The 25,716-nt window shown below is 52.3% G+C and carries 31 protein-coding genes and 1 tRNA gene; 9 read left to right on the top strand and 23 right to left on the bottom strand.

Translation table 11 applies throughout. The features are described from left to right. Position 1 precedes the first annotated feature (1 nt). From lolA to CBE72_RS20565, 5 genes are read left to right on the top strand one after another with little or no spacing between them, the layout of a single operon-like run. The gene (gene lolA / locus CBE72_RS11890; protein WP_100143696.1) at positions 2-616 is read left to right on the top strand and encodes an outer membrane lipoprotein periplasmic chaperone LolA; all 615 of its coding nucleotides are present in this window, start codon (positions 2-4) and stop codon (positions 614-616) included. A 2-nt stretch (positions 617-618) separates the two neighbouring features. Beyond that, positions 619-1,950: a replication-associated recombination protein A gene (locus CBE72_RS11885; protein ID WP_100143695.1), complete on the top strand. Its 1,332-nt coding sequence runs from the start codon at positions 619-621 to the stop codon at positions 1,948-1,950. Next, a complete protein-coding gene (gene crcB / locus CBE72_RS11880) occupies positions 1,943-2,317 on the top strand; it encodes a fluoride efflux transporter CrcB (RefSeq protein WP_100143694.1) in 375 nt (124 codons plus the stop codon). Before CBE72_RS11885 ends, crcB begins: the two co-directional genes overlap by 8 nt. An 18-nt stretch (positions 2,318-2,335) precedes the next feature. After that, a complete protein-coding gene (gene serS / locus CBE72_RS11875) occupies positions 2,336-3,622 on the top strand; it encodes a serine--tRNA ligase (RefSeq protein WP_100143693.1) in 1,287 nt (428 codons plus the stop codon). A gap of 13 nt (positions 3,623-3,635) precedes the next feature. Beyond that, a complete protein-coding gene (locus CBE72_RS20565; protein WP_025009737.1) occupies positions 3,636-3,758 on the top strand; it encodes a hypothetical protein in 123 nt (40 codons plus the stop codon). A 62-nt stretch (positions 3,759-3,820) separates the two neighbouring features. Here the strand turns inward: CBE72_RS20565 and CBE72_RS11865 are convergent, their stop codons facing one another. The 6 genes from CBE72_RS11865 to punR form a co-directional block, all read right to left on the bottom strand. After that, a complete protein-coding gene (locus tag CBE72_RS11865; RefSeq protein ID WP_100143692.1) occupies positions 3,821-4,159 on the bottom strand; it encodes a TusE/DsrC/DsvC family sulfur relay protein in 339 nt (112 codons plus the stop codon). Next, positions 4,153-4,434, bottom strand: coding sequence for a sulfurtransferase complex subunit TusB (tusB, locus tag CBE72_RS11860; RefSeq protein WP_044734474.1), 282 nt, complete (start codon positions 4,432-4,434; stop codon positions 4,153-4,155). Before tusB ends, CBE72_RS11865 begins: the two co-directional genes overlap by 7 nt. Next, positions 4,434-4,790: a sulfurtransferase complex subunit TusC gene (gene tusC, locus CBE72_RS11855; RefSeq protein WP_100143691.1), complete on the bottom strand. Its 357-nt coding sequence runs from the start codon at positions 4,788-4,790 to the stop codon at positions 4,434-4,436. Before tusC ends, tusB begins: the two co-directional genes overlap by 1 nt. Next, positions 4,790-5,179 carry a sulfurtransferase complex subunit TusD gene (gene tusD, locus CBE72_RS11850; protein ID WP_100143690.1) on the bottom strand — a complete coding sequence of 130 codons (390 nt, stop codon included), beginning with the start codon at positions 5,177-5,179 and terminating at the stop codon, positions 4,790-4,792. Before tusD ends, tusC begins: the two co-directional genes overlap by 1 nt. Before the next feature lie 58 nt (positions 5,180-5,237). Then, on the bottom strand, positions 5,238-5,897 hold the full coding sequence (locus CBE72_RS11845; protein ID WP_100143689.1) for a Bax inhibitor-1/YccA family protein: 660 nt from the start codon (positions 5,895-5,897) through the stop codon (positions 5,238-5,240). A gap of 146 nt (positions 5,898-6,043) precedes the next feature. Beyond that, positions 6,044-6,946, bottom strand: a complete 903-nt coding sequence (gene punR / locus CBE72_RS11840) for a DNA-binding transcriptional activator PunR (protein WP_100143688.1) — start codon at positions 6,944-6,946, stop codon at positions 6,044-6,046. A 128-nt stretch (positions 6,947-7,074) separates the two neighbouring features. On the opposite strand from punR, the gene punC reads away from it, so the two are divergent. The 3 genes from punC to CBE72_RS11825 all read left to right on the top strand — a co-directional run bounded on the left by punC (position 7,075) and on the right by CBE72_RS11825 (position 10,685). Continuing rightward, entirely contained in the window at positions 7,075-8,316 is a 1,242-nt protein-coding gene (punC, locus tag CBE72_RS11835) for a purine nucleoside transporter PunC (protein WP_229671780.1), read from the top strand. 81 nt (positions 8,317-8,397) lie between these two features. Continuing rightward, positions 8,398-8,488 (top strand) — tRNA-Ser (locus CBE72_RS11830). A 520-nt stretch (positions 8,489-9,008) separates the two neighbouring features. Continuing rightward, on the top strand, positions 9,009-10,685 hold the full coding sequence (locus CBE72_RS11825) for an Hsp70 family protein (protein WP_100143687.1): 1,677 nt from the start codon (positions 9,009-9,011) through the stop codon (positions 10,683-10,685). Here the strand turns inward: CBE72_RS11825 and CBE72_RS11820 are convergent. From CBE72_RS11820 to CBE72_RS11800, 5 genes are all read right to left on the bottom strand, one after another. Beyond that, positions 10,679-13,630 (bottom strand): J domain-containing protein, encoded by a 2,952-nt coding sequence (locus tag CBE72_RS11820; protein WP_100143686.1) that lies wholly within the window; start codon positions 13,628-13,630, stop codon positions 10,679-10,681. The two genes, CBE72_RS11825 and CBE72_RS11820, sit on opposite strands and share 7 nt — an antisense overlap. Before the next feature lie 5 nt (positions 13,631-13,635). Further along, positions 13,636-14,376, bottom strand: a complete 741-nt coding sequence (locus CBE72_RS11815) for a DUF1266 domain-containing protein (protein ID WP_100143685.1) — start codon at positions 14,374-14,376, stop codon at positions 13,636-13,638. A gap of 178 nt (positions 14,377-14,554) precedes the next feature. Next, positions 14,555-16,192: a PepSY-associated TM helix domain-containing protein gene (locus tag CBE72_RS11810; protein WP_100143684.1), complete on the bottom strand. Its 1,638-nt coding sequence runs from the start codon at positions 16,190-16,192 to the stop codon at positions 14,555-14,557. Next, positions 16,193-16,480, bottom strand: a complete 288-nt coding sequence (locus tag CBE72_RS11805) for a hypothetical protein (protein WP_028779881.1) — start codon at positions 16,478-16,480, stop codon at positions 16,193-16,195. Further along, the gene (locus CBE72_RS11800) at positions 16,477-16,734 is read right to left on the bottom strand and encodes a hypothetical protein (protein WP_107110403.1); all 258 of its coding nucleotides are present in this window, start codon (positions 16,732-16,734) and stop codon (positions 16,477-16,479) included. Before CBE72_RS11800 ends, CBE72_RS11805 begins: the two co-directional genes overlap by 4 nt. A gap of 1,066 nt (positions 16,735-17,800) precedes the next feature. Here CBE72_RS11800 and CBE72_RS11795 point away from each other — a divergent pair. Further along, the gene (locus tag CBE72_RS11795; protein ID WP_188726008.1) at positions 17,801-18,376 is read left to right on the top strand and encodes a hypothetical protein; all 576 of its coding nucleotides are present in this window, start codon (positions 17,801-17,803) and stop codon (positions 18,374-18,376) included. Positions 18,377-18,436: 60 nt separating this feature from the next. Here the strand turns inward: CBE72_RS11795 and CBE72_RS20120 are convergent, their stop codons facing one another. The 12 genes from CBE72_RS20120 to CBE72_RS11740 form a co-directional block, all read right to left on the bottom strand. Further along, positions 18,437-18,580: a hypothetical protein gene (locus CBE72_RS20120; protein WP_157929080.1), complete on the bottom strand. Its 144-nt coding sequence runs from the start codon at positions 18,578-18,580 to the stop codon at positions 18,437-18,439. Beyond that, positions 18,580-18,756 (bottom strand): hypothetical protein, encoded by a 177-nt coding sequence (locus CBE72_RS20115; protein ID WP_157929079.1) that lies wholly within the window; start codon positions 18,754-18,756, stop codon positions 18,580-18,582. The genes CBE72_RS20120 and CBE72_RS20115 overlap by 1 nt, the downstream gene beginning before the upstream one ends. Next, positions 18,756-19,202, bottom strand: coding sequence for a hypothetical protein (locus CBE72_RS11790; protein ID WP_100143682.1), 447 nt, complete (start codon positions 19,200-19,202; stop codon positions 18,756-18,758). Before CBE72_RS11790 ends, CBE72_RS20115 begins: the two co-directional genes overlap by 1 nt. Further along, positions 19,202-19,636, bottom strand: coding sequence for a hypothetical protein (locus tag CBE72_RS11785; RefSeq protein WP_157929078.1), 435 nt, complete (start codon positions 19,634-19,636; stop codon positions 19,202-19,204). The genes CBE72_RS11790 and CBE72_RS11785 overlap by 1 nt, the downstream gene beginning before the upstream one ends. Continuing rightward, a complete protein-coding gene (locus CBE72_RS11780; protein ID WP_100143680.1) occupies positions 19,590-20,258 on the bottom strand; it encodes a hypothetical protein in 669 nt (222 codons plus the stop codon). The genes CBE72_RS11785 and CBE72_RS11780 overlap by 47 nt, the downstream gene beginning before the upstream one ends. Continuing rightward, entirely contained in the window at positions 20,258-21,799 is a 1,542-nt protein-coding gene (locus tag CBE72_RS11775) for a WD40/YVTN/BNR-like repeat-containing protein (RefSeq protein ID WP_100143679.1), read from the bottom strand. The genes CBE72_RS11780 and CBE72_RS11775 overlap by 1 nt, the downstream gene beginning before the upstream one ends. Next, positions 21,799-22,596, bottom strand: a complete 798-nt coding sequence (locus CBE72_RS11770) for a hypothetical protein (RefSeq protein WP_100143678.1) — start codon at positions 22,594-22,596, stop codon at positions 21,799-21,801. The genes CBE72_RS11775 and CBE72_RS11770 overlap by 1 nt, the downstream gene beginning before the upstream one ends. Beyond that, entirely contained in the window at positions 22,596-22,955 is a 360-nt protein-coding gene (locus CBE72_RS11765; protein WP_100143677.1) for a hypothetical protein, read from the bottom strand. Before CBE72_RS11765 ends, CBE72_RS11770 begins: the two co-directional genes overlap by 1 nt. 269 nt (positions 22,956-23,224) lie before the next feature. Beyond that, entirely contained in the window at positions 23,225-23,560 is a 336-nt protein-coding gene (locus CBE72_RS11755; protein WP_100143675.1) for a hypothetical protein, read from the bottom strand. A gap of 9 nt (positions 23,561-23,569) precedes the next feature. Further along, positions 23,570-24,388 (bottom strand): major capsid protein P2, encoded by an 819-nt coding sequence (locus tag CBE72_RS11750; protein WP_100143674.1) that lies wholly within the window; start codon positions 24,386-24,388, stop codon positions 23,570-23,572. A 233-nt stretch (positions 24,389-24,621) separates the two neighbouring features. Then, entirely contained in the window at positions 24,622-25,278 is a 657-nt protein-coding gene (locus CBE72_RS11745; protein WP_100143673.1) for a hypothetical protein, read from the bottom strand. Then, on the bottom strand, positions 25,259-25,690 hold the full coding sequence (locus CBE72_RS11740) for a hypothetical protein (RefSeq protein WP_100143672.1): 432 nt from the start codon (positions 25,688-25,690) through the stop codon (positions 25,259-25,261). Before CBE72_RS11740 ends, CBE72_RS11745 begins: the two co-directional genes overlap by 20 nt. Between the last annotated feature and the right edge of the window lie 26 nt (positions 25,691-25,716).

Genomic DNA, 25,716 nt, shown 5'->3' with positions numbered 1-25,716 from the left:
AATGAAAAAAAGCGTTATGTTTCTTGCTCTGGCAATGAGCTTACCGGCCGTGGCCGATGATGCCGGACAACTCAAAGCGAAGTTAGATGCCATTGCCGGTCTGAAAGCCGATTTCCAGCAGCAGGTTACAGATATCAATGGCAAGCTTATTCAGCAAGGCAGTGGCGAGCTCGCCTTGGCGCAGCCGAATCAGTTTTACTGGCATCTGCAGCAGCCGGATGAATCTGTGATAGTGGCAGATGGCAAAGACGTTTGGATTTATAACCCGTTCGCCGAGGAAGTGAGCGTACTGGCGCTGGAAAATGCCATTGCCGCTTCGCCCATGACGCTTTTGGTGCGCCGCGACGAGGCCAGTTGGGCTCGCTATAACATCACTCTGGATAAAGAGTGTTTCCAGATAGCACCCAAGACTGAAGAGGCCGGAGTGCAGCAGGTCAGCGTCTGTTTCAACGATGACACTTTGACCCGACTGGCACTGAAAGACACTCAGGGTAATTTCAGTCAGTTCAACCTGAGCGAGCAGCAGCCGCTGACCGATAGCGACAAGACACTGTTCCAATTTGAGCTTCCCGAAGGCGTTTCCATTGACGATCAGCGCCCAGGGCGGGAAGGTTAACCTTGTCCAGCCTGAGCTTTGATTTCGCCCCCGACTTTCGCCCTCTGGCTGCAAGAATGCGCCCGTCGACGCTGGAGCAGTACGTCGGTCAGCAGCATTTGCTGGGACCGGGGCAACCGCTGAGACTGGCACTGGAGGCCGGCAAGGCCCATTCCATGATGTTCTGGGGACCGCCGGGTACCGGCAAGACTACGCTGGCAGAGCTGGTCGCTCATTATGCCAATGCCCATGTGGAGCGAATATCTGCGGTCACATCCGGGGTGAAAGAGATCCGTTCGGCGATAGAACACGCCAAAAACGTGGCGCAATCGCGCGGCCAGCGCACCTTGCTGTTTGTCGATGAGGTGCACAGATTCAACAAGAGCCAGCAGGACGCTTTTCTGCCTTTTATTGAAGATGGCACAGTGATTTTTATTGGCGCCACCACAGAAAACCCTTCTTTTGAAATCAATAACGCCTTGCTCTCCAGAGTGCGGGTATATCTGATTAAGCGTCTCGATGAAGCCGAGATTGCTACCATAGTGACCCAGGCGCTTGCTGATGAAGAGCGTGGTCTTGGCAAACGCAGGTTGCAGATGCCGCAGGAGCTGATGGCCAAGTTGGCGACACTCGCCGATGGTGATGCCCGCAAGGTTCTCAACCTGGTGGAGCTGATGAGTGACATGCTGCCGGACGGCGGTAGTTTTACCGAGGCTATGCTGGTACAGGTAGCCGGTGAACAGTTGGCGGGGTTTGATAAGAATGGCGATCAATATTACGACCTGATCTCAGCCGTGCACAAATCGATTCGCGGCTCGGCGCCGGATGCGGCGCTCTATTGGTTTTGTCGTATGCTGGAAGGGGGCTGCGATCCTCTGTATGTTGCAAGACGCCTGCTGGCGATAGCCTCTGAAGATGTGGGGAATGCCGATCCTACTGCAATGACAGTTGCTCTCAACGCCTGGGACTGTTTCCACCGGGTCGGCCCGGCAGAGGGCGAGCGTGCCATCGCGCAGGCGATTGTTTATCTGGCCTCGGCGCCCAAGAGTAATGCGGTGTACACAGCCTTTAAGGCGGCCAGACAACTGGCCCGGGAAACCGGCCAGCAGCCTGTTCCCATGCATTTGAGAAACGCGCCGACCGAACTGATGAAATCCATTGGTGCCGGTGAAGGCTATCGTTATGCTCATGATGAGGCCAATGCCTATGCCGCCGGCGAATGTTATTTCCCCGAAGCCTTGGCCGAGAGTCGTTTTTATTATCCGACTGAGCGGGGATTCGAGAAACGGATCCGCGATAAGTTGGCGCAGCTTTGCCAGCTCGACCGCCAAAGTGAGAACAAAAGGTATGATTAATCTGACCGTTGTCGCCCTTGGCGGTGCAACCGGCGCAGTTTTGCGCTACCTGATATCGATATTTGTGCTCCAGCTATTTGGCAGTGGTTTTCCTTTTGGTACACTGGCTGTTAATGTACTTGGCTCATTTCTGATGGGGATGATCTATGCACTGGGAGAACTCAGTCATATCAGCCCTGAGATCAAGGCGCTGGTTGGTGTCGGATTTCTTGGTGCACTGACAACCTTCTCGACTTTCTCAAATGAAACCTTACTGCTGATACAGGGAGGTGAGTTGCTAAAGGCATTTCTGAATGTGGCGTTGAACCTGGGACTGTGCCTGGCCATGGTTTACCTGGGACAACTGCTGATTTTTTCACGCGTATAACTGATAAGACAAGTAGACATGTTAGATCCAAAATATCTGCGTAATGAACTCGCAACAACTGCGGAGCGCCTGGCGACCCGCGGTTTTATCCTCGATGTAGACAGGCTGACCAAGCTGGAAGAAAAGCGTAAGTCGCTGCAGGTGGAAACCGAAGAGCTGCAGGCCAGTCGCAATGCCATCTCCAAGTCCATAGGTCAAGCCAAGTCCCGCGGTGAGGACGTTGCTCCAATCATGGCGCAGGTAGGCGATCTCGGCAGCCAGCTGGACAGTAAAAAGCAGGAGCTGAGTGCGCTGCTTGAAGAGCTGGATGCTATTGCCATGAGCATTCCCAATTTGCCGGATGAATCTGTACCTGTGGGTTCAGACGAGAACGACAACGTGGAAATCCGCCGCTGGGGCACACCAAGGGAGTTCGACTTCCCAGTAAGAGATCATGTGGATCTCGGTGAACTGCTCAAAGGACTGGATTTCAAGAGTGCCGTTAAGGTAACGGGTTCGCGCTTTATCTTTATGCAGGGCCAAATTGCCCGTATGCACCGCGCTTTGGCGCAGTTCATGCTGGATTTGCATACTCAGGAGCACGGCTACACCGAATGCTATGTGCCTTTACTGGTCAACGAAGCCAGCCTTAAGGGCACAGGCCAACTGCCTAAATTTGGTGAAGATCTGTTTCACACCAAGCCGGCCACAGAGGAAGGCCAGGGGCTTAGCCTGATCCCAACCGCCGAAGTGCCGCTGACTAACCTGGCACGCGACACCATACTGGATGAGGCCGAGTTGCCTATCAAGTTGACCGCTCACACGCCATGCTTCCGCAGTGAAGCCGGCTCTTACGGTAAAGATACCCGCGGTCTTATCCGCCAACACCAGTTCGACAAGGTCGAAATGGTGCAGTTGGTGAAACCGGAAGATTCTGAAGCCGCATTGGAACAGTTGGTTGGTCACGCTGAAAACGTACTGAAGAAGCTGGGTCTGCCACACAGAACTATCGTCCTGTGTACCGGTGATATGGGCTTTGGTGCCGCCAAGACCTACGACGTTGAAGTCTGGGTTCCGGCTCAAAATACCTACCGTGAGATATCTTCCTGCTCTAACGTGCGTGACTTCCAGGCGCGGCGCATGCAGGCCCGTTATCGCTCCAAAGACGACAACAAACCAAAGCTTATCCACACACTGAATGGCTCAGGGCTGGCAGTTGGTCGTACTCTGGTGGCCATTTTGGAAAACTACCAAAATGCCGATGGCAGTGTCACAGTACCTGAAGCACTGCGCAGCTATATGGGTGGCATTGAAAAAATAGGTTGATGGGTGAGGTCATATGGATAAAGGTCAGCGCTACCTGCGCTGGCTTGCCTACGTGGCCGTCATTGCAGTTTTTTCTGCCCTGTTTTTAGCCACGCTCGGCAAGGCAGCTATGCTGGTATATGAGAATTTAAAATAGTTATTCTGCATAGTAAAAAGCCCCGAAGTTCGGGGCTTTTTTGTGTGCGGAATCGAGTCGTATTAAATACACTTGGCAGGTTTGGGCAGCCCGGCAATCTTGGTTGCCTGCTTGGCCGGCCCCATCGGGAACAGGGTGTAGAGGTACTTGGAGTTGCCTTTTTCCGGCCCCAGTGCCTGGCCGATTGCCTTGACCAAAACCCGAATAGCCGGGCTGGTCTTGTATTCAAGATAAAAGTTACGCACAAAGTTAACCACTTCCCAATGAGCCTCGGTCAACTCTATCTCTTCGGCTGCGGCGATGACAGGCGCCAGCTCGGGCGTCCAGTCGGAAACCTGCTTCAAGTACCCTTGAGGATCGGTCGCTATCTGCTTGTCATTGAATTGAATAAAATCTACCACGAAATAACCTTTGTATGAGCCAATGTCAGCGCTACCAGCGCCGGATAATCCAACTGTTCATAATTGGAGAGAAAGTCCTCGAGTCCGCGGGCCTTAACGTCATCGGCCACCAGCACCACTTTAAAGGGTGATAGCGCCATGGCCCATTGACGTTTCAGCAGGGCACTTACTGCATCGCCGGCCAGCAAAAACACGTCTGTCTTACCAGCATATCTCAGTGCGCAGGACAGCGCAGTGTCGCGCGCCGCCGATGTTTGTATTTGGTGTAATATCATCAGAAGACTATAACCTCATCGGCATCCAGCAGGGCCTGGCGGATCTGCTCGTTATCACAAATGGTGGCAGGAATAACCAGTTCAGTGCGGCCAAGTCCCAGCTCCTGCAACGATTGTTTGCAGACCAGCACAGTGTCTATGTCATAGAGCGGCAGCGCACCTAAGGTGGCGATATAATCCTTGCAGCCGATAAGCTCAGGTTGCTGTTGCTTCAGCAGCGTAAGCACGCCTTCATCGGTGAAGATCAGGCTCACCTCTTGCTCGAAACTGGCGCTCAGCAGCGCCAGATCCAGGCCTTCGCGGCCGGAAGCCGAACCATGCGGAGCCCGGCGAAAAATAATGGCTATTTTCTTCATTAAAAACTCACCAGACGATCACTCTTTTCAAGCCCGGTGACCAACTCGCCAAGCCCTCCCATGGTAAAGCCAGCGGCCAGATTAGAACTCGCTTTGGCGTTGTCCTTGGCGTCCTGTGCTGAAAGCACACCGCGGCGCAGGGCGGCAGAGACGCAGTTCACCAGATTAAGCTGCCACTCCTCTGCCAACTGTTGCCATGCGGCAGTTAAGTCCAATTCGTCCGATGCTGGCGCGCATAGGGCATTGGACTGACTTACGCCGTCCTGATAAAAGAATACGCAGTGAACCTCATGACCCGCTTGCAGCGCCGCCCGGGTATATTTGAGTGCATGGAAGCCGGCCGCCGGGCCGTAGACACTGCCATTCACCATAATAATAAGTTTGCTCATACCAAAAAAAATGACCCTGAATTAGGGCCATTTTAACCTATTTTCCATCCCATGGGGATCAGTCATCGCCACCAACACCCATCAGGTGCAGCAGGCTGATAAACAGGTTGAGGAAATCCAGATACAGGGCGATGGTGGCGCGAATATAGTTGGTCTCACCACCATTAACGATACGGCTGGTATCAAACAAGATAAAGCCTGTCATCAGCAGGGCGATACCCGCATTGACTGCCATAAATACTGCGCCGTTACCGACAAAGATATTGATCACCGCAGCGGCTATGACGACCACCAGACCGGCAATCAAGAAGCCGCGCATAAAGGAAAAATCTTTCTTGGTGGTCACGGCATAGGCCGACAGGGCGACAAAGATGGCTGATGTCAGACCAAAGGCCTGAATAATCAGCTCAGGGCCGTTACTCATGCCGGCGTAATGGTTGAGGATATAACCCAGAGACGCGCCTTCCATACCGGTAAAGGCAAATACCCAAAAGATCCCGGCGGCGGATTCCGCCTTTCTCAGGGTAACGAACAGCAACACCAAGCCACCGATGGAAAGTCCCAGTGACATCATGGGGCCGATACCCATCGCCATGGCGATGGCGGCACATACGGCTGAAAACCCTATGGTCATTGCCAGCAGCATGTAGGTGTTTCTGAGCATTTTGTTCACTTCCATAGTGGAAGTTTGGCTCGAATAAAGGGTTTGCTGAGTCATTTGCTTCTCCGAAGGTTGACTGACATAGCCCGGGTTGACGACCCGGCTAGTTTCCATGTTAGAGCAGTTTAAACCGTATATGGTTCCGCTACCGTTTTCCTGTTATAGATTGTGCCATTAAACACTGAATCTTTTGTGAATTAAAGTCAGGCGAGCCACTCTCTGTGCAGTTTTTCGGTATCGCCCAGATAATCCAGTACCCATTTAAGCGCCGGTGACATCTTGTTGGCATTCCAAGCCAGACAGCAGGAACTGGCCGGTAGCGGCGTTGCCAACTGTTTTTCCACCAGGGCTCCGGCGCGAATAAAGGGGCTGGCAAGGTGTACTGGCATATAACCTATCCCCAAGCCTTCGCGGAAGCAGTTGATGGCCCGGATCCAATCCGGCACCACCAAGCGGCGCTGATTGTCCAGCAACCAGGTGTGGCGCTTGGGGATCTCTCTTGACGTGTCATCCAGGCAAATGGAAGGGAAGGGCCTGAGCTCTTCGTCCTCCAGAGGACGGTCTATGGTCGCTAATGGGTGAGACTTGCTCACCAAAAATGCCCACTCGATGTCGCCCATGTCTCTGTGATGGTAAGCGCCGCCGACCGGAATGGCGGTGGTTGCGCCTATGGCAACATCGCTGCGCCCGGTAGACAAGGCTTCCCAAACACCGTTGAACACCTCAATGCGAATGATCAGCTCCACATCGGTGAAGTGGCGATAGAAGTCGGCAATTAACACACTGATCCTGTCTGCCCTGACGATATTGTCCAAAGCGATGGACAGCGTCGGTTGCCAACCATTGGCCACCCGCTGGGTTTCCCGTTTCAGATCGTCCAGTTGCTTGAGCATAATCCTGGCTTCCTTGACGAAGTGAGCTCCGGCGGGCGTCAAACTGACGCTGCGGTGATGACGCTCAAACAGCACAACCCCCAGCTCTTCCTCAATCTGCTTTATGGCATAACTCACGGCGGAGGGCACCTTGTGCAGCTTGTTGGCTGCGGCGGTGAAACTGCCAAGGTGAGAAACAATATCGATAAGTTGTAACGACTGTTCAGAAAGCATGGCGATTCCTTGCTGTGAGAATATTTGAAGGCATAAGTCAAAAATAAACGTTTCACCTCGATAGAGCAAGGCTTTAGACTGCACCGGCATTCATATTACTTTTATCTTAAGTTGTAATCAGGTTGTATATGACTCTTAAATATTTCATGTTTTTATGCTATCTCGCGCTCCTGAGCATGTTGGCTTTCATCGCGACCGACATGTATCTTCCAGCATTCAAAGCAATTGAAAGCTCTCTTGATGCCAACGCTTCTCAAGTAGCCATGTCCTTGACCTCTTTCCTAGCCGGATTGGCCCTGGGTCAACTGCTCTACGGCCCTCTGGTGCAGCGTTTCGGTAAACGCAACTCACTGCTCGGTGGTTTGGCGCTGTTTGCCTTGGCGACAGTCTGTATCGGTTTCAGTGACAATATTATCATGCTGAACTGTTTCCGTTTTTTCCAGGCGATTGGCGTCTGCAGCGCTGCTGTTATCTGGCAGGCTTTGGTGGTAGAGCAGTATGATGTCAAAGACTCACAGCGCATCTTCTCCAACATCATGCCCTTGGTGGCCTTGTCACCGGCCTTGGCGCCTATTCTCGGCGCCAAGGTGCTTGGGCATCTGGGTTGGGAAGCGATATTTTTCATTTTGGCGGCGACGGCTCTGGCATTGATGGCATTGACCATGGTGTTGGTTAAGCCAGCAAACAAGAGTACAACCAAATCTGAAGTCAAGGTGGCTTACAAGACCTTTTTCAACAACACAGGTTATTTGGGCAACGTGCTAATCTATGGTGCATGTTCCGGGGCTTTCTTCGCCTACCTGACACTCTGGCCGATAGTGATGGAGCAGCACGGTTATCAGGCTGACGCCATAGGTTTAAGTTTTATTCCGCAAACCATCATGTTTATCGTCGGTGGCTATGCCAGCAAGTTGCTGATCCGCCGGGTAGGCAGCGAGATGACACTTAAACTGTTGCTGGCCCTGTTTGGTTTGTGTGTGTTGGCGATTGCTGTGGCGACTTTGATATTCAAGGCGCAAACCATCTATCCGCTGCTTATTGCGTTTTCTGTGCTGGCCGCCGCCAATGGTGCCATTTATCCGATAGTGGTTAACAGTGCGCTGCAGCATTTCAGTCAGTGCGCCTCCAAAGCGGCCGGGCTGCAAAACTTTTTACAGATAACACTGGCATTTGGAGCATCAAGCCTGGTGGCTGTGTGGGCCCAGGCCGGTGAAACCGCTATTGCCTGGGGGATCCTGGGTTGCAGCGTGCTGGTATTTGCTGGCTACAAACTGCGACAGTTTGCCGACTGGTCGCAGGTGAGGGCAGGTTTTACCAAGCCGGATCCAGCGCGCTTGGCAATGCATGCAGAGGAAACGCCCAAAGATTGAGTGCAGATTGAGCAAATAGATAAGGCCGTGACATTTTCTGCTTTACAGTCTCATATCCTCGCTATAGTATTTGCAGCGTTCGGAGGGGTGGCAGAGTGGTTGAATGCACCGGTCTTGAAAACCGGCATGGGTTTATAGCCCATCCAGGGTTCAAATCCCTGCTCCTCCGCCATATTCAGAGAAGCCCGCTTGTGTAAACAGGCGGGCTTTTTCGTATATCAGTTTTGATGATAGCGATTAGCCAGGTATAGGCGGTTAGAGAATGGCGGGTTTATCGCGCCGTTATGCAGGGTTCAAATCCCCGCTCCTCCCCCATATTCAGAGAAGCCCGCTTGTGCAAACAGGCGGGCTTTTTCGTATCTGAGTTTTGATGATAGGCGATTAGCCTGGTATAGGTTAGCGGATTGCTGGGTTTATCGTGCCGTTATGCAGGATGCAAATCCCTGCTCCTTTGCCATATTCAAAAGATCGTTAGGCTTATCGCAGTTATCAGCCTTATTCTTGGTTTCCCCCAGAGAACTCTATGGGACGCCCTTGGTTATCTGCATCCGGGACAGGTAGATCAATAATCCTTCGTCTTTGTTGGTTTTTCGGTATTTAACTTGTTGCTTTGTCGAACTTTAGGCATAGTGTGGGCGCTGGAAATTCACCCCGGCGAAGATGGACAAGCAGGAAAAGGAAGGAGTTAGGTGATGGATAAGCCTGAAGTACCCGCAATCGGCATAGATTTGGGCACCACCAACAGTGCCATTGCACTTTGGCGCGATGGTAAGGTGCAGATGATCCCCAATGCCTTGGGAGAGGATTTAACCCCATCAGTCGTCAGTATTGATGAAGATATGCATTTATTGGTTGGCCGTCCGGCCGCCGAACGTTTAATAACTCATCCACGTAATACTGCCGCCATATTCAAACGTTTTTTGGGCAGTGAGAAACGCTATCGCCTCGGAGGTCAGGAGTTCAGCCCCACTGAGCTTTGCGCCATCATACTCAGTACCCTCAAGGCCGATGCTGAAGCCTATCTCGGACACGCCATTAAGCAAGTGGTGATTTCTGTACCGGCTTACTTCAATGATCAGCAGCGCAAACAAGTGCATACGGCTGCGGAGCTGGCCGAGCTGGAAGCGGTACGCCTTATCAATGAACCCACAGCCGCCGCCATGGCTTACAGCTTACACGAGTCCCATAGCCGACGTTTCCTAGTATTTGATATAGGTGGTGGTACCTTCGATGTCACCATTGTCGAGTTCCAAGATGGCATCATAGAAGTTCGCGCTTCAGCTGGTGATAACCGTCTCGGTGGTGAGGACTTCACTCAAGATCTGCTCGATGGCGTGTTGCAAAAGCTGCAGCTGGAGCGTGAAAGCCAATCTCTCAAGTACCTCAGTCAGCTCTATTACGCCTGTGAAAATGCCAAGCGTCACAGTAATGGCCAGGGAACCCGGGTCTGTTTGAGTGGCGAGCAGGATATCAACCTCGAGTTCGACGGCCATGAGCTGGAAAAGATTTGGCAACAGACACTGAACCGGCTGCGAAAACCGCTGAGCCAGGCACTTGCCGACGCCAGATTACAGCCCGAAGAGATAGATGAACTCATTCTGGTGGGGGGGGCCAGCCGTCAGCATCATGTAAAGCAGGTCGCTACCAGGTTACTGGGCCGCTTTGGCCGCCAGGAGCTGGATCCCGACCGGGTGGTGGCCATGGGCGCTGCCATTCAGGCCGCCTGTCGTTTGCGCGATGAAGCGGTAGAGGAGCTGATCCTCACCGATGTTTGTCCCTTCAGTCTGGGGATCCGGGTAGAGAGCAATGGCCAGTCCGGGGTGTTCAGTCCCATCATAGAACGTAACACTGTGGTGCCGGTATCGCTGGAGCAACGCTATTACGCCGGTCATGAAGAGCAGAGCCAGGTGTGTATCGCCATCTATCAGGGAGAGAGCCTTTGGGTTGCCAATAATCTGCACATTGACGATCTCGATATCGATATTCCAACCGGACAAGGGTTGCAGTCGGTGGATGTCAGATTCAGCTACGATATCAACGGTATGCTTGAAGTGGATGTCACCATCACCAGCACTGGAGAGGTACATCAGAAAGTGATTGATCGCAGCCCGACCGGGGTATCTGAAGACGATAGACAAGCCAGCAAGCAAAGGCTTGCCAGATTGAAAGTGCATCCCCGCGAGCAATTACCCAACCTCAACCTGACGGCAAAGCTACATCGCATGTATGAGGAATGCCTGGGAGGCGAGCGGCGTCAAATAGAGCACTGGTTGCTTAGTTTTGAACAGGCTCTGGCCTCCCAGGATGAACACTATATTCGTGATGTGCGCCAGGCGATTCAAAATGCACTGGCGCACTGGGATCAATAAACAATTTCCTCCAGGGTAATTCTTCTGGGTGCTTTAAAACTCTTCGGCCAGCCGTGACGCATTGAAGACGCGGCTTGTGTGCCTGCGGCCGCCACAAGGTGACCGAGAAGCAGTGGCAGCGCCCACCAAAAGCTGTTACCCACCAAGGCCAACCCGATGGCAAAGGAGCACCACACCCCATAGTTGCGGGCGCCTTTCGATGTCTGGCGGGTACTGCAGATCCTGAATACCATAAACAGGTTAAAGGCCAGAAACACCAAGAGTTTTCCTTTATGAGCCTCGAGTTGCTGCACTATGGACATGGGGTCGAGCAGTGAGGCTGCGCTGTCGGGATAGATGGGGAATACGAGAAAACCGTGCAGTGCCACCAGTAGTGCCCAGACAAAAAGGCGCGTGCTGCTGTACAGATTAAAGCGTTGCGGCGCTTTATCTCGGTCGTCACTGATAACCTGGTTGAGCTTGTCTTCCAGCAGTTGGCACAATAGCTTGGCGGTGTTTTGTCTATCACCGCCAAGCTTAGGTTGCGACTTGTGAAAGTTTCCTACCAAGGTGCCATTAAATCCTATTCGTGAGATGTCATTGGCTAGCAGGGCTATGCAGTAACAGGCCGGATAGACATAGTCTTTGGCCTCTTTTTTTGCCGCACAGGCATCAATGGCTTCCGGATGGATGCCCTGGTCCCAGTCATCATTTAGCAGACCGTAGGCCAGGGTATTGTCATCGTAGTAATACTCATCGAATTTGATATTTTGCTGTTTCAGTTGCTCTTGAAGCTTCTCCAGTTGTGGCGTGGTGACATAGCGCCAGCTATTACCGGCGTTGGGATGATATCTCAGTGCCGCCCAAAGGATCAGGGTATTGTGTATATCATCATTGTTTTCAACCCTGCGATTGATCAAGGCTCCCAGTGCCGTCAGTTGCTCGGCATCAATCTGTTGCCAGAGCTCTTCATCGCTTAAGCTTGATTGCGCCAAGCGCTCAACCTGGTTGCGCAGCTCTATGCAAAACACAAACTGCTTGGGCCAACGCATGACGGCTTCGGCAATCAGCGGCGAGATGTTTTGCGGTTCCGCACACATCTGCCAAGCCAAGGCAAAGGGAGTGTCCTTAAGTAGCGGCGGCAACTGCGTCAGTGAAAGTGCCTGACGCATCGCCAAGCGCTGGCTGATTTTGCTCCATGACAATGAATAGTAGAACTCTGCCCACTCCAGGGCGATATCCGGTTGATAACTTTGCTCTTTGACTTGCTCGCCGTTTTCATCGTCTGATGAATACTCAAACGCCGACAGCAATGGCTGACGTACCCCCTCACGTTGCCAGATCAGCATGCCAAACAGGCTGGGATCTTCTGTCAGCAGTGACAGCCATTCTTCGGCCTCGGCTCTTTGACACAAGGCCTGCAGCCAGCTATCCGGCAGTAGGGGATAGCGCTTGCCAACTTGCAACCACTCCTCGGGCGAGGGGTGGCTGAAAGCTTGGGCATCGGGCGCAGACATAGTAAACCAGTTGGGCTGGCCATAACCTGCCGCCAGCGCTTCAAATACGGCATGTTTGGGTCTATTGGCGAGGATCTCTGTCGCAATGTCGCACAGTAACTCGCCGAGATAATGCCAACCGGCTTCCATGCGATCGCAAGCCGGCAATTGAGCGTACTGTTCAATCTGTTGCCAACTGCCCAGCTGACATGCCCAGAACAATCTCGCCAACGCGCCTTCATAACCGGGCAAGAACTTAAGCGGTAATATGGTGTGGGGCAGAGCGCCTTCGTTGAATGCAGCCTTGTACAACAGTTGTTCAATAAAATCCGTCTCTTGGGGCTCATCAAACCAGCACTCTTCGAAGGCTGCCGATATTCGCCAGTTCCAATCTTGCTGACAGGCCAATGCCTTAAACCAAAGTGCCAAACGCGGCGTATTTGGCAGATACCAGTTTTCCAGATGTTCGGCGAGTTGCTGGGGTAACTCATCCCGCTTGAGCTCATCGGCGAGTTTGAGTGCTAAGGATTCTTTACCGCAAAGGCGACTGATCTCGGCCAGCAGCACCAGCTCTTCCCCCCAGGGATCACCTTGCTGCAACACAAAGTCACACAGCTCAAGCAACTGCTCCACGGGCCAATTCAGGTTTAATGCCCTGATAGCCTTGAGTTGAACAATCGCAAGTGATGGGTGCAACACGCCGCAGACATGATTGCTTAAGAACAACATACGCAGCTGCGGGAAGTCACAGTCAAGCAATGCATTTTGCAATGGCTGGTAGTAGCTTTGAATGGCAATTTGAGTCGCATGATCCTGAGTCGCCAACCAGTTCAGCGGCGCAGGGCTCGGCCGCGAAAGCCACCAATCGAAAAAAGCCGCTCTTTGTTGCTGCGCCTTATCGCCGCGTTCAAGTGAACTCCACTCCAGCGCATGCCATAAATGCTTGATGATTTGTCCGGGCAGCCAACGCCAATTGAGGATCTCCGCCTGAACCCACTGCGACAACTGGGCTTGGCAGGAAAGAGAGCTTTGGCCGACACGCTCGGCCCACTGATACCAGTGTTCATTGTCAAAGCGCAGGCGCTCATTGCCCAACATGCTCATCAGCTGCTGGAACAGACTCTCCGGGGTTTCAACCTGGGCTTTGGCAGCTGTTTGCTGGGTTTCCGGCGGTTGGGCCCGGTAGCTGTAATCTTGCTGCAGCGACTCTTGTTGTGGCTGATATTGTGTCTCTTGTTGCGGCAATGGTTGTGCGTTGGCCGCTGCGGGCGAGGGCGTATTCAGCTCCAGCGGTTTGGCCTGGGTTGCCGGGCGGGCCGCAGCCAGGGCTTGCTCGTAAGCGCTGCGCAGTGCTCTGAAGCCTTCTGGATTATCCTCCGGGTGACAGTCGCGGAGTTGGGTGCGATAAGCCTGCTTGATCGCCGCTTCATCTTGGGTGGCGGTGATACCGAGTATTTGCCAGATATCCATGGCGATTAATCCTGTGTTTGATTGAGAAGATCGAGCAGGCTCTGCGGGGCGCTAAGTTGCGGCAATTCCATGTCCCAGTCGCATTGATGAATGGGGTTATCCTTGTCACTGATGGCGCGGCGATAGTCTAGCCGTTGTCGTCTGGCTATCCAGCCATTGAGTAATGCCTCTGCGGCCTCTTCTGTATCCGGCTCGTTGATTAAAAACATCCATATCGCACGCCCGGCAAACCAGGCTTGGGTATATTGCTCCCAAGAGTGGTAAAAATAGCGGCTCTTGGCTGCGATAAAACTGTGGAGAAAATCGAACTCTTCCTGGCTGACCCAACCCAAGCGCAATCCTTCCCGGGTGAGATAAGAGGCGCGTCCAAAATCATAGGCTCGGGTACCGCCGACCCCGAGAATGGAATAAGTCGCGGCGACATAGCGCATCTCGGCCTGCCTACGCGGGGACTGTTCAAAATCAATAAGATATCGCCAGTTCAAGCTGGAACCACAGGCATATCGAGTATAATCACTGGCCAAATAATGACCATGGGTGCCATCGTTAACCAGACTGGCAATCTGCTGATGCAGGGATAATCTGTCGGTAATGCCCCAGTCTTCTTCCAGTGTATTGGGCTCTTCGAGTCCGGCATGCAGGGAAATCGGGTTTAGATAGCCTCTGGCCTGAGTTTGGAAACTGATCTGTGGCGAAGTGAGGGTCAACCACCAGATCTGATTGAGAGGCAAGGTATTGGTGGACATTCCAGCTCCTTGGTTTTCTTCCTTAAAAATCAGCGGCTACTATAAAAGTCGCTGACTGATTACGCAATAATCACCCGGTTGAATGACGGCTTTGTTGCACAACTTGTGAACTCGATGGCATGACTTGCAAAGCAAAGCCCCGCGAACGGGGCTTTGTGGAATGATTCAAACTAACAGCTTAAGACTGAACGCTGGTTTGCAGCGCCGCAATAGGCTGTTTTTGCGGCATGGCCCAGATACTGTCAGCTGGCCCCCGGGTCGCTCGTTTAAAGGCTTTGAGCGCACCCAAGGCAAAGAGGGTGGCAAAACCGAATGCGGTGAGATCCACCGCCCAGGTGCCTGGGGTCTCCGGTGCCCAAATTCCAAGGCCGGGTGCCAGCAACGCCAGGATGGATGTCAGCGGCATTGCCAGACAAACCAGCGCCAATAGCGCTTGCAGTGTTATCGCAGCTCTAGCCGCTCCACGCCAGAAAGCATAAGCCAGGGCGAAAAGGAAACTGGCGTAGTAACTCCATAGATAGAGATGATTGATATTCTCTACATGAGCATATCCCCATTTGCCCAGCAACATGGCCAGCGCCACGCCTAACATTGAACCCAAGCAAATTCCTACCGTAGCGGCTCCAAGGAGCCTGACTCTTCTGGGTTGCTCTGGAATGGGCTCTCCCTTACGCTGTTTACTGCGGCGCTTTTCCAGCCAGAGCAGATTACCGCTGTAAAACAGCATGGCACCACTCATTCCGAGGAAAAAATAAAGCCAGCGACCGGGATAGCCGCCGTAGGAGCCAAAGTGAAGTCCAAAGAATACCGAAACCATCCGGCCCCAAACGCCTTCTTCCCCCGGAGTAAAGGTGCTGTTGCCCACCTCAAGGGTGTAGGGGTTCATATAAAGGAAGTCTCCTATGGGGCCGCGCATCAACGCTTCTTCGTTATACATGGCCATCCGGACCATGGGCGCCGGAGTATCCATACCCATATAGGTTAAACTGAGCGCCTGATAACCGGGCGCAAAGCTTTCGGCCCGAGCAACCAGTTCAGTTACCGGGGGCAGGGTGTTCAGTGAGCGCACTTCGCCCTTGGGCGCTTCGCGGTTGAACATCGGCTTATCGCCGTAAACAAACTGCCCCAAGGCGCCGTACAATTGATCGTGAAACACAAACACCACCACAGTCAAACTGATAATGATATGAAATGGCAGGGCGGTGATGCCTAGCAGGTTGTGGCTGTCGAGCCAAAAACGATTGGGGCCTTTCTTGCGCCTTAAGGCAAACAGCGTTTTCACCAGAGTTGGCAGCAGGAAAATCACCCCGGAAACCAACGCCATAAAATAGAGAATACCGGCAACCCCCATAAGATAAGCACCAAGCTGCTCGTGTCCCGTATCACCGGGAATACCGCCGGTGCGGTGCAGCTCATCTATCAAGCGCGCCAGTTGGCTCTTGGGTTCCTTATGGGAGATGAGCTCACCTTGATTGTTTAAACTGGCATGCCAAAGCTTATCGCCAAGCCCCCATTGCCGCTCACAGCCGGAGGCGTACCAACTCAAAGGCGAATGCTTGTCACTGGCAAGATGAAGGCTGAAGCCCTTATTTAACTCAGGGTGTTGCGCTCTGGCTTCACTGAGTAGTTGGTCCATCTGTTCCAGTTTCACCTGTGGCAAAATGGTTTGCGGCGGTGATGACCAGGCGGCAATCTCTTCCTTGAACATGGTCAGGGCGCCGGCATAAAAACCGATAAACAGTAAAATCCCGGCGAGTATGCCCACCCAGGTATGAAGTGTTTGATAAATTCTGAGAATATCGCTGCGGATCTGCATTTACTTAACCCACCATAGCAGCAGCCATGCAAGCACATTGGCCGCCATTAGCCAGAAAATGGCGCGGCGGGCACTGTAGAACAAATAGCTGAAACTGAAGAATGAAAGCCAGAGTGGCGCTATCAGCCACATATTGAATTGCACCTTATCTTTGGCGTCTATGCCACCGGGCCCTACCCAGGCAAAGATGCCACTGAGTGCGACTGCCAGGGCAAAGCCCAACAAGGCGCCGGCAAGGGTTTTCCCCAGCCAGTCAGGGCGGATTTTATCTTTTTTAATGGTTGTCATTCGTTGTCTCCCTTGAGCAGGGAAATAAAGGGCAGGGAGCCCAGCAGCATGGAAAGCAGCATTAGCCAAAAAAACAACGCGGCTGAGGCCGTCAACAGTAAACCCCAGCCGAGCAGAGTGAGCAGCAATAATAAAGTGCCCAGCAGTTTGGCCTGCCAGGGCAAAGGTTTTGCAAGCAATGCCTGATGTTTACTGCCTAAATAGATAAGCAGCGAACCCAGGGTCATCGTTAGGATCAACAGGAGGTACCACATGAGTTGCGATGTCCGAAGAATTGGTTTGATAAAGAATCGCAACATAGCACAAGAATTAAATTCATTAAATGATATTTATTCCTATTTACAATTGGTGCCGAATTAAATGCAAGTCACTGATATTATTGATTAACAATATTCAAATCGATGAACAGTTTATGTATTACCCAATATAAACCCTGAGGAAATAAGACTGGGGATGCAGCCCTTGTGATCTCGGCAAGTAAAGTTAAACAGCTATGTGGAGAAGACACTTCATTTTTGATTGACGGCTGTTTTTTAAAAGACGCTGTAAACTTTTCCTGGGAACATAGTTAAAGAAAAACCTAATATGGAAAGCACAAGATCTCAGGAATGTCGTTCACTGTTCAAGACATTGTTGAAGTCACTGTAATTGCCGGAGCCATTTGACCTGCAAAAAGCGTCCGAAATCCTGGGTGTTTCAGATCAGCCATCTAAAAGATTACAGACAATTGCGGTGCAGCAAGGTTATCGGAAAATGGTGAGTGCAATACGCAGAGTGGCAAAACTGGCTATAACGGGCACACATGGGCAAAACGATAAGAAACCAAGGCCAGAACTGCTTATACCAGGCTTGTGGAGTGCTCCCATAAGCTAAGCGGGAAACCATTAACCAACCTGATGAGGCAATCAACGGTAAGTGCCTAGACTTGCTGACTGTCAGTAACAACCGAGCGTAATTGCAATCAAAGCAATGCGAGAAATAGATTAAAAAGTTGATGTAAAACCTGAGTCAACGCAATGACAGTGGACATAACTCAATTCAGGACATTCTCGGCGAACATGTCTTACATGAAACAGCTCCATGATGTAGGGGGATGGATTTTAGGGCAAACAGGGAAAAGGATATGTAGTTAGATTCACTCAGAGCCAATTTAACATAATATACATTGTGCGCATAAGGCAAATTGTGCCACCATCTAGTAGGAAAGTATAAAGTAAGTCTTTTTGCTTATATGGATAAAATACTGATTGAAAGCCTGTTTTGTTGATGTTTTATGTTTTTATAACCATATAACGTAAACCTACGTTTGAGGCTTTCATTATGAGTAAAAAATCTAATGATAAAGGACTTACACCCATGAAAAGTTCAACTCGCTTTTGGTTTCTCGAGCAGTTTGGTAACGCCCGGGGCGGGATCGACTACGAAAAAGCCGCCCAATTTTGTTGTGTAAAACCCCGTACCGTTCGTTATTGGTGGACAACAAGTTGCCCGCCGTGGATTGACAGATTGGCACACCTTGCTTCGCGCGCCATACCTGATACAAGGCCTTGGCGCGAATGCACATTTGTGGCACACCCTGAACCTGGATTCTCTGAGTTGCTGGTTTTGCCGAATGGTAAAAAACTTAGCGCCGGTGATCTGTATCTCTACGCTGATAACCTGGATTTAATGCGTGAGTATCGTGTTAAAACCGAAAAAGCGGCTGGGCAACTTGAAGCGGTGCGCAGCGAGGAGGAAGCGGCGGCGATTTGTGCCGAGCTGGATCACATGGTGCGCAGTATTGAAAAGCTAAAGCTGAGCCCTATCCTTACGCGAACCGGAAAATATAACGAGCCGGTGGCCAAGGCCAAGGGGCGCGCCGATAAATCCGGCGTTGCTGTGAGTCGTAAGAAGTAAAAAAACCGCCCGGCGGCGGTTTCTGGTCAGTGCCGATAATGTGAGTTGTCGGCACTGGCGTTAGCGGCGTTTAACCCAGGCGGCGGCGACTATGACCAGCCCGGCCAATATTGCTATCAACTCAGTTGAGGGTTGCAATTTGACGACAACAGGATCCGGGGTTCGTACGTCTACGCTAAAATCTGTTGGTAAGTTGTTGAACATTATTGCCTCGCTGACTCTATTACGGTTACCCGTTTATCAAGGCCGTGGTACAGCGCCAACATTGCATCTTTCTGTTCTTTCACTGTGTTGTTGAGCTTGATTAACATATAGACCACAGCCGCGCCGGTGGCTGGTGCGCCCCAGCCCTGAACCAGCCCCGTTATCAGGTTTTCCATTATTGTTTTTTCTCCCGTTCCCTACCCCAAAACGCCCGGAACAGCCGCATTAACCCGAGTGTACTAACGACTATTCCGACAATGACGAACTCGAACCACCACGGCGCGCCCTTGTACCCCATAGCGGCCCACCCGCCGTGCATGTATGGCTGTAGGTTTGGGACAAAGTGACTGATAAACATGCCGAGGAACACGATGATTATCAGATCATCCATTACCGTGAAGCGGCGGTTTTGCATTACTGCGAGATCATAATCTGTGTCGCTGACGTCCTGCCGCTCTGCCCTCGCCGCTTGCGCTGTGAACTGGGCAATTTTGAGCTTTGCCTCTGCGCTGGCAATTGCTCCGGCGGTTTCTGCCGCGATTCTTTTTCGCTCGCGGTAGCCGCCGGTTAGATCTGCAATGGGATTGGTGAGAAACCCGAATAATGATGATAGCCAGCCCATTAGTACACGCTCCCGGTAACTATTGTTTGCCCTGGTTTGTTTTTGATGGTGATCGCCGATACTTCGCCGTCAAGCAGGTAGGCGTATTCATCCCGCAGGCGGCCCCCTCTGGTGATTGCGGCGAACAGCGCGGCATTGCCCGGATGCGCGGCTTCAATTGAGTCGCGGAAAATGGCGCTTATGCTGCCGTCCTGCCCTACCCATTTGCTATTTAGGTAGAAACGGGCCTCGTTGGTTTGCACCCGTTCATTGCCATTGAGCCCGGCGGCTATGTCTGACCAGATATTACCGATTGGCTCGGTAATAGCCGCGGCGGCTTCGTCCATACGACCCAAGCCCTTGCTCAGCAGGTACGCGACATAGACCACGGCCCCGGCAATGAGGACGTTACTCCATGCCTGCGGCAACTGCGGAATTGATAAGGCTTTGTTCATATGGATTGAACCCGTTCTCGAATTTAATCATTGCTGCGACTACGCGAGGATAGTCAACAGCTCCCAGGGGTTGATCTGCCGAAACCCCAGCGCCTTTAGAAACAAATGAGACATAGTTATCCGTAGGATTGTTATCGCTTGGCGGTGCCCAGCGGTTGACGATTTCGCGAACCGTGTTCAAGCCGTAGCGGTCGCGGTAGGTTTTCAGCAGTCGCCCGGCGGCACGGATGCCATACCAAGCGGTTTCAAATATGGCAAAGCGGCCATCATTGCCGGTTGCGCCGTTCCACGGCTGCCCGGCTTCGATGTTGAGCGGGTTATTGTTGCGGATGCCCTTTGGTTGGATCATGTTGTCCCCCGGTATTGGGTAGGTTGGCGCCGGGGTTTCCGGCTGTTTGGTGGGCTGCCCCCAAGGGAACAGCAGTGAATCCCAGTCGAAGTTGAGATAGTCGATACCGCCGGTTAACGGGTTGCCGCCCCGTGGTTGGCTTTGGCCGAGTTCCGGCAGCGGCGCAGGTATTGAACCCACCGCCGCCGGCACGTTGGTTTTTCGTGGTGTGAGCCAGTACCAGAGGCCAAGTCCTACCGCTGCGGCTGTAGTGACTATCATCAGGCTGCGCATTAGTTCAGCTCCGCGAGCCATTGCAGCGGGACTGGTAAACTTGCACCAGCTACAGCGCCCATTGGGTAAACCGCCGCCTTCGGGTCTACATCTTCTGCCGGTGATGACTGTTTCACAATAATTGAGTCTTCAGTGATGACAATTCGATTGCCTGACCATGTTTTTCCGCTCAGAGTGTCAGGTACAAACCACTCTATTTCGTCACCGAATCGCTTTATGATTCCAAGCTTATCCAATCCACCAATAATTACAGATTCGCCAAATTGTGCGATATATCTTGCTTTTGCAGTAAGCGATTGATTTGATTTAATTGTGTCGCCGCCATTTTCTGAATATTTCAGTTTTTGGGTTGAACTGTTATACCAGTAAATTTTTGCACCAATTATTGCTATTGAATCATCACCTCCGGCGGTTTCCTCGTTGTGTTTTTTGATAAACTTTTTTGTTTGATAGTCGTAAACGTAGAGGCCACCACCATCAACTACGTAAATCACATTGTCCCGCTTTGTTATAGCTATCCCGGCACCGAAACCAATTCCTACATTGTCTTGATAATTAATCCAACTTTTCCCGGCGTCGAATGTTTCCCAGAGTCCATCGTTACAAATAACAACGATGTTTTTTTCATCGCCAGAAATCCAGCCGCCATACGCGAACCCAGCACCAACAATCGGCTCCCCTGTTTCGATGTTTAATGACTGCTGTATGCTTGCAAAATAATCCCAGTTTTTACCTCCATCCCGACTTACGCCGATGCGACCATAATAGCCCTTTACTACAAATAGCCCTTTCTGGGTCTGCCCAAGTTGGTGAAATAAGTTACTTGGGTCACCGTTGATTGCGATATTTACATTTGAGTCAATCCAGTTAGCACCGCCATCATCTGAATAAACCATTTTGCTATAACCGGTTGAAAGTCGGTTTGTGGTTTTGTCGTAGAAAAAACATTCCATTATATCTATATGCTGAAACCCGTTGGCATCATCAGATGCAGCTGGGGCTGCGATATATGTAGCGCTGGTTTGAATCTGGTCTATTCTCGCCGGGGTTAGATACGTGTACACATCTCCACGGGAGTTTAGTTTGATACTCTCACCCGTTTTCAGTGCATATCCCGTTGCGGCTGTTACTCCGATACCTCCGATTGTGACATCTGCGAGCGCTTGAAGCGTGATAGCTTTGCGGCGGAAGTCTGCTGGAATGGCCAGCGAACTACCAAGCTCACATACTGCCCGGCCACTGTCTATTTGCGAGGAGGCACCGCCAAGAGCCAGGCGCGAGTAGTCCAGCTTGGTTTTCCCCAGCCAAAACTCTACGTATTGATCAGACTGGCTGAGCAATTCAACTTCTGTTACGCCAATCTCAAAGTCTGCGCTCATGCCTTCACGCATTTCTGACTTAAAGTCTACTGAGTTGGTTTGCGGGTTCTCGTCCCTGAATCTGATTTCAACTGCATCAGCGGCGGTAAGCAGATAAAAATACTTGCCTGCTTTGTTAAATACGTTTGGCAGCCCTGCTTTTAGTCTGGTTCTAAAAATCATTACTTGCCCCTCATTACGTAGGCGACTGCCAGCGCGGTTACAGTGACGCCACCCAGCGCAAACAGCATGGTTTTGTTATTGGACTCGGCCAGCGCGGCGCCGTCAGAGCGCGAATACTGCTCAGCAAATCCCATCATTGAATCGAACCCATCCGCTAACTGCCGGAATGCGTCTTTGCTGGCGTCATTGGTGGCGGCCATGGCGTTACTTGATAGCTCGGTTGCCAGATAGGTGGAGTTGTCCATTGCCTTACTGGCTAAATCTGTGTTGTTGAGATTGGCCTTTTCCAGCGCTGTGGCGACCAGGGCGGTAAGGTCATAATTTCCATCCAGCGCGGCCTGTGTTACCTGGCTATTTGCGAAAATGGCCGAGTCTGCCGTTTGGCCGACTTGATCCATGGCTTCGCGGCCAAAATCATAGGCCTCTGTTTGCTGCCGATTGAGAATTTCCCCGGTGTCGGTGAGCACATCGGCGCCCAGGCGCAGCATTTCAGATTGTGCGTTGCTGGTTTCGCCGTATAGGTCAACCATTGCATTGAGCACGTTTTCATTTTGTCGCTCGCCCATCAGCGCCACATCGGTTACAGCGTTGAAGCCGCTATCCACCATGCCAGCGCCCTGGCTGAATAGTTGCGGGAAAACGTCAACGATACGCCCGACAATATCGAATGCACCGCCGTCAGTTACTGTATTGCCGGAGCCGTTGAGTATTAGGCCATTGTTGGCCCCGCTTATCCCAAACGTGGTGCTTTCGTTGCTTGTCGTTTGGGTAGAATTAGAACGTGATGAACTGCCCATTAGAGAACCGCCCTTAGTATTGTTTCGGCTCGCTGGTAGCCCAAACCTCGCCCCATGCGCAGCATTGCATCTGGCCGCTTGGTGTGGAGCCTGACGGTTTTAAACCCCTGCTTTCGTGCCAATTCGTGAATTTCTTCGGTGTACTTGACGCAGTGACGCCCGGCGGCGGCCACTATGACCAGCTCCGGGCCGTCTGCGGCGACTTCGGCGCGGGTAACGGTGTAAAGCTCACCGTTTCCCCACTCTATTAGCTGCGCCTGCCCTGCCTTCACCTCGCTTTGAATTATGCGCAGGTCTGAGCCCAGAGCAGGCGCCAGCATTTCCCAAGCCCGGCTTATTTTTTCTTCAAAATCAGCCATGCCGCTAACGCCGCTGCACCGAGTATCAGCCAAGTGTTAGTACCACCTGAGCCAAACCCGAAATTCACACTCCCGCCCTGAAATGCGGCATTGTTCGCCTGATCTCCAGTGCCCGAACTGGCAGCACTGGAGTTAGACATTGAAGGCATACCGCCCATTTATGCCCCCTCGCCTTGCGGCTTTGGCTTGGTCAGGTAGTGAACCAGCAAACCCGCAGTGGCAGCGGCGGCGATTTGCATGAAAAAGGTTTTATTCAGCATGTCGCCCCCTTACTTGCGAGTTAGCCAATAGAGAACGGCTACGCCGCCAACCACCGCCGCCAATGTGCCCACGCCAATTTGCAAACCACCGGCCATTTTCTCTTTGAGAGCCTGAGCGGGGTTTACATAGGTTTGATCACTGTTTGGGTTAGGCGTTTGAACTGTGGTTTGCAGTTCTTTCTGCCCAAGTTGACCGGCGTCTTTCAGAGCGTTGATTTGCTCGTACTTCATCCATGAGTCCAAACCCATAGACAGCATGTCATTAACACCGCTGAACCATGAATTGTTCATGGGCGAGGTGTTGAGGTTTGGCGCCGGAATGGCTGTTTGAATTTCACCAAACATAACGCCCCCTTAGATGCCCGGCAGGCCGTCAAAGTACTCAACAAGCACTGTTGCAGGTGTACCGGCTGCGGTGCCTGCGTCCGAGAAGATGCGAACCCGGAAATCCTGCACGCCTTGCATTGGCAGCGCCTGGAGCATGTCGCCTTCCAGAATAAAATCTGCGGTGGCGCGGTCAGCCTGTGGGCTGCGCTCGTGATCCACTTGGATTTTTTCGGCCAGCGTCTTGGGCAGCTCAAAGATCTTGATGCTGTCCAGCTCCACTTCCAGTTTTTCCAGCGTGGCATCTGTCACAATGTGAATAGCCGCAATCCGTGCGCTTTGTGGGCGTGGGATTTTGTCAACTTCGGTAACGCCAGCATTGAGCGATACAGGGAAGTTTTTCACTTTGGTGATAAAGCCGATTGGGCCTGGGTTGGATTGGATAGCGTAGGCAGTCAACGCCGGGGCGGCTGCGGCTGCGTCAATATCCATTCGCAAAGTTACGTTAGCAATGGCCGGGGCGCCTTCCGGTGACGCAGTACCCAAGCCAAAGGCGCGAGCCTCGGCCAGCGTTTTCATTTCGTCACGCTTGAAGCACAAATCGAGCACGCCTACCGCAGTGTTGCGGCCGTAATACTTGTTGTAGTTAGCCAGTGCTTGGCCGTCCTTGAATTCAAGGATCGGCTTGCCGTTCACCTCGACACGGATGTTTTTCATCTGCGCCAGCGTCACACCAGAGTAATTGATGTGCACCTTGTCGTAGGTACGGCCCAGCGGCAATTCCAGCGTAGCTGTATTGCCTGCGGTTACGTTTGAAAAGCTGGGAAGCTTGATTGAATTACGTGCCATGCGTCACCCCTTAACCAATAAGGCGGCGAACAGAGGGAACGCGATTGGCGGCGTAAACGACACCGACAGCGATTGCCAGAACTGGCAGATATTTCTTAAGCATGTTGTTATCCCCTTGGGAAAGTTGCGCCTCACGGCGGGTTAAATGACGCTTCACAGCGTTATCGGTTTTTAGGTATACGCGCATTCGCAACCAAAAAAAAGCGTACCCGTTAACGGGTACATGAGGGCTTTTAACCGCTCAAAGTTGGCACTTGTACCCGTTTACGGCCCCCTAATCTGCCTTGGAATACTTCGCCGGTGTATCCGTCACGCTCGACATACTCAAGCGGCTTGAGTCCCGTTAACGCACTAACGGCAATGTCCAGCTCTTTGGCCATGTATGCCCTATCATTGGCACGATTAAGGCGCCCTACTCTGGTAGTAGTTGCATTGCCCACTGTGGTTTTGTCCGATTCACTCGGGCGCTGGGTTAGCGCAAAGATTGGAGCCAGCCCACGGGCACGGCCCCGGCGCACCACTTGCCCCCAGTGTGGTGGCGCTTTGCCTGCCGTGGTGACGTCTGCCAGTTCCTCGGCAACAAGGCACGCATTGCACCATGCAAAGGCGCAGGCGCTCCAGAACTCGAACAGCTCGCGCCCTTCGGCGACAAAGCGAACCCTTAACGCTCCGTGGGGGTATCGCTTCAACAGGTCGGCCAGTTCCCGAGGGCTGGTTATGCGCACATCGGCTAACTCGCCGTATTCGTCAACCGGATCCCAGATAAGCAAGCGGCTTGGCTTGAGCCGCTTGATTTCCGCTTTCACGTAACTGGACTTACCCGACCCTGTGCCACCACTGACTAACCGCAGGTCGGCGCGCCTGCTTGTGTCAATCCGTGGTTTTCTCATTGTCGCTTTGCTCCTTTTCAGGTTTCGGCTCTGGTTTGCGCGGTGTACCCAGGCGCGGGGTGATAATGGCAGCGGTGACAAGCAGCGCCGACAGCTCGGGCCCAAACTGGCCGACACCGCCGGGGAAGTACTTGTCTATGACATTGGCATAGTTTTCAGCCAGTGCTTGTTGCTCGGCTGGCTGGATATTCCAGCTTGGGGCCAACACGGCACAGGCCATGTTGATAACTGGGGCCAGTATTTCAGAGGTTGGAATTTCGGCTGGCGGCTCCGGTTGGTAACCGGCCTCGCCTTGCTGCGGTATTGGTTCGCCTTCGATACCAGCGGCCATTTGTTCAACGATGCTGAATTCATCAAAGTGTGATTGTTCGGTGCCTGTGAGTTCATCACCTGGCAGTTGATTTTCGTCCATCGTAGCGCCTCCCGGCGTGATTGCTT

Origin of the sequence: Shewanella carassii, from assembly GCF_002777975.1 — a bacterium.
GTDB lineage: Bacteria > Pseudomonadota > Gammaproteobacteria > Enterobacterales > Shewanellaceae > Shewanella > Shewanella carassii.
The sequence above is the reverse complement of the archived record's forward strand: the minus strand, read 5'-3'. Positions and strand labels throughout refer to the sequence as shown.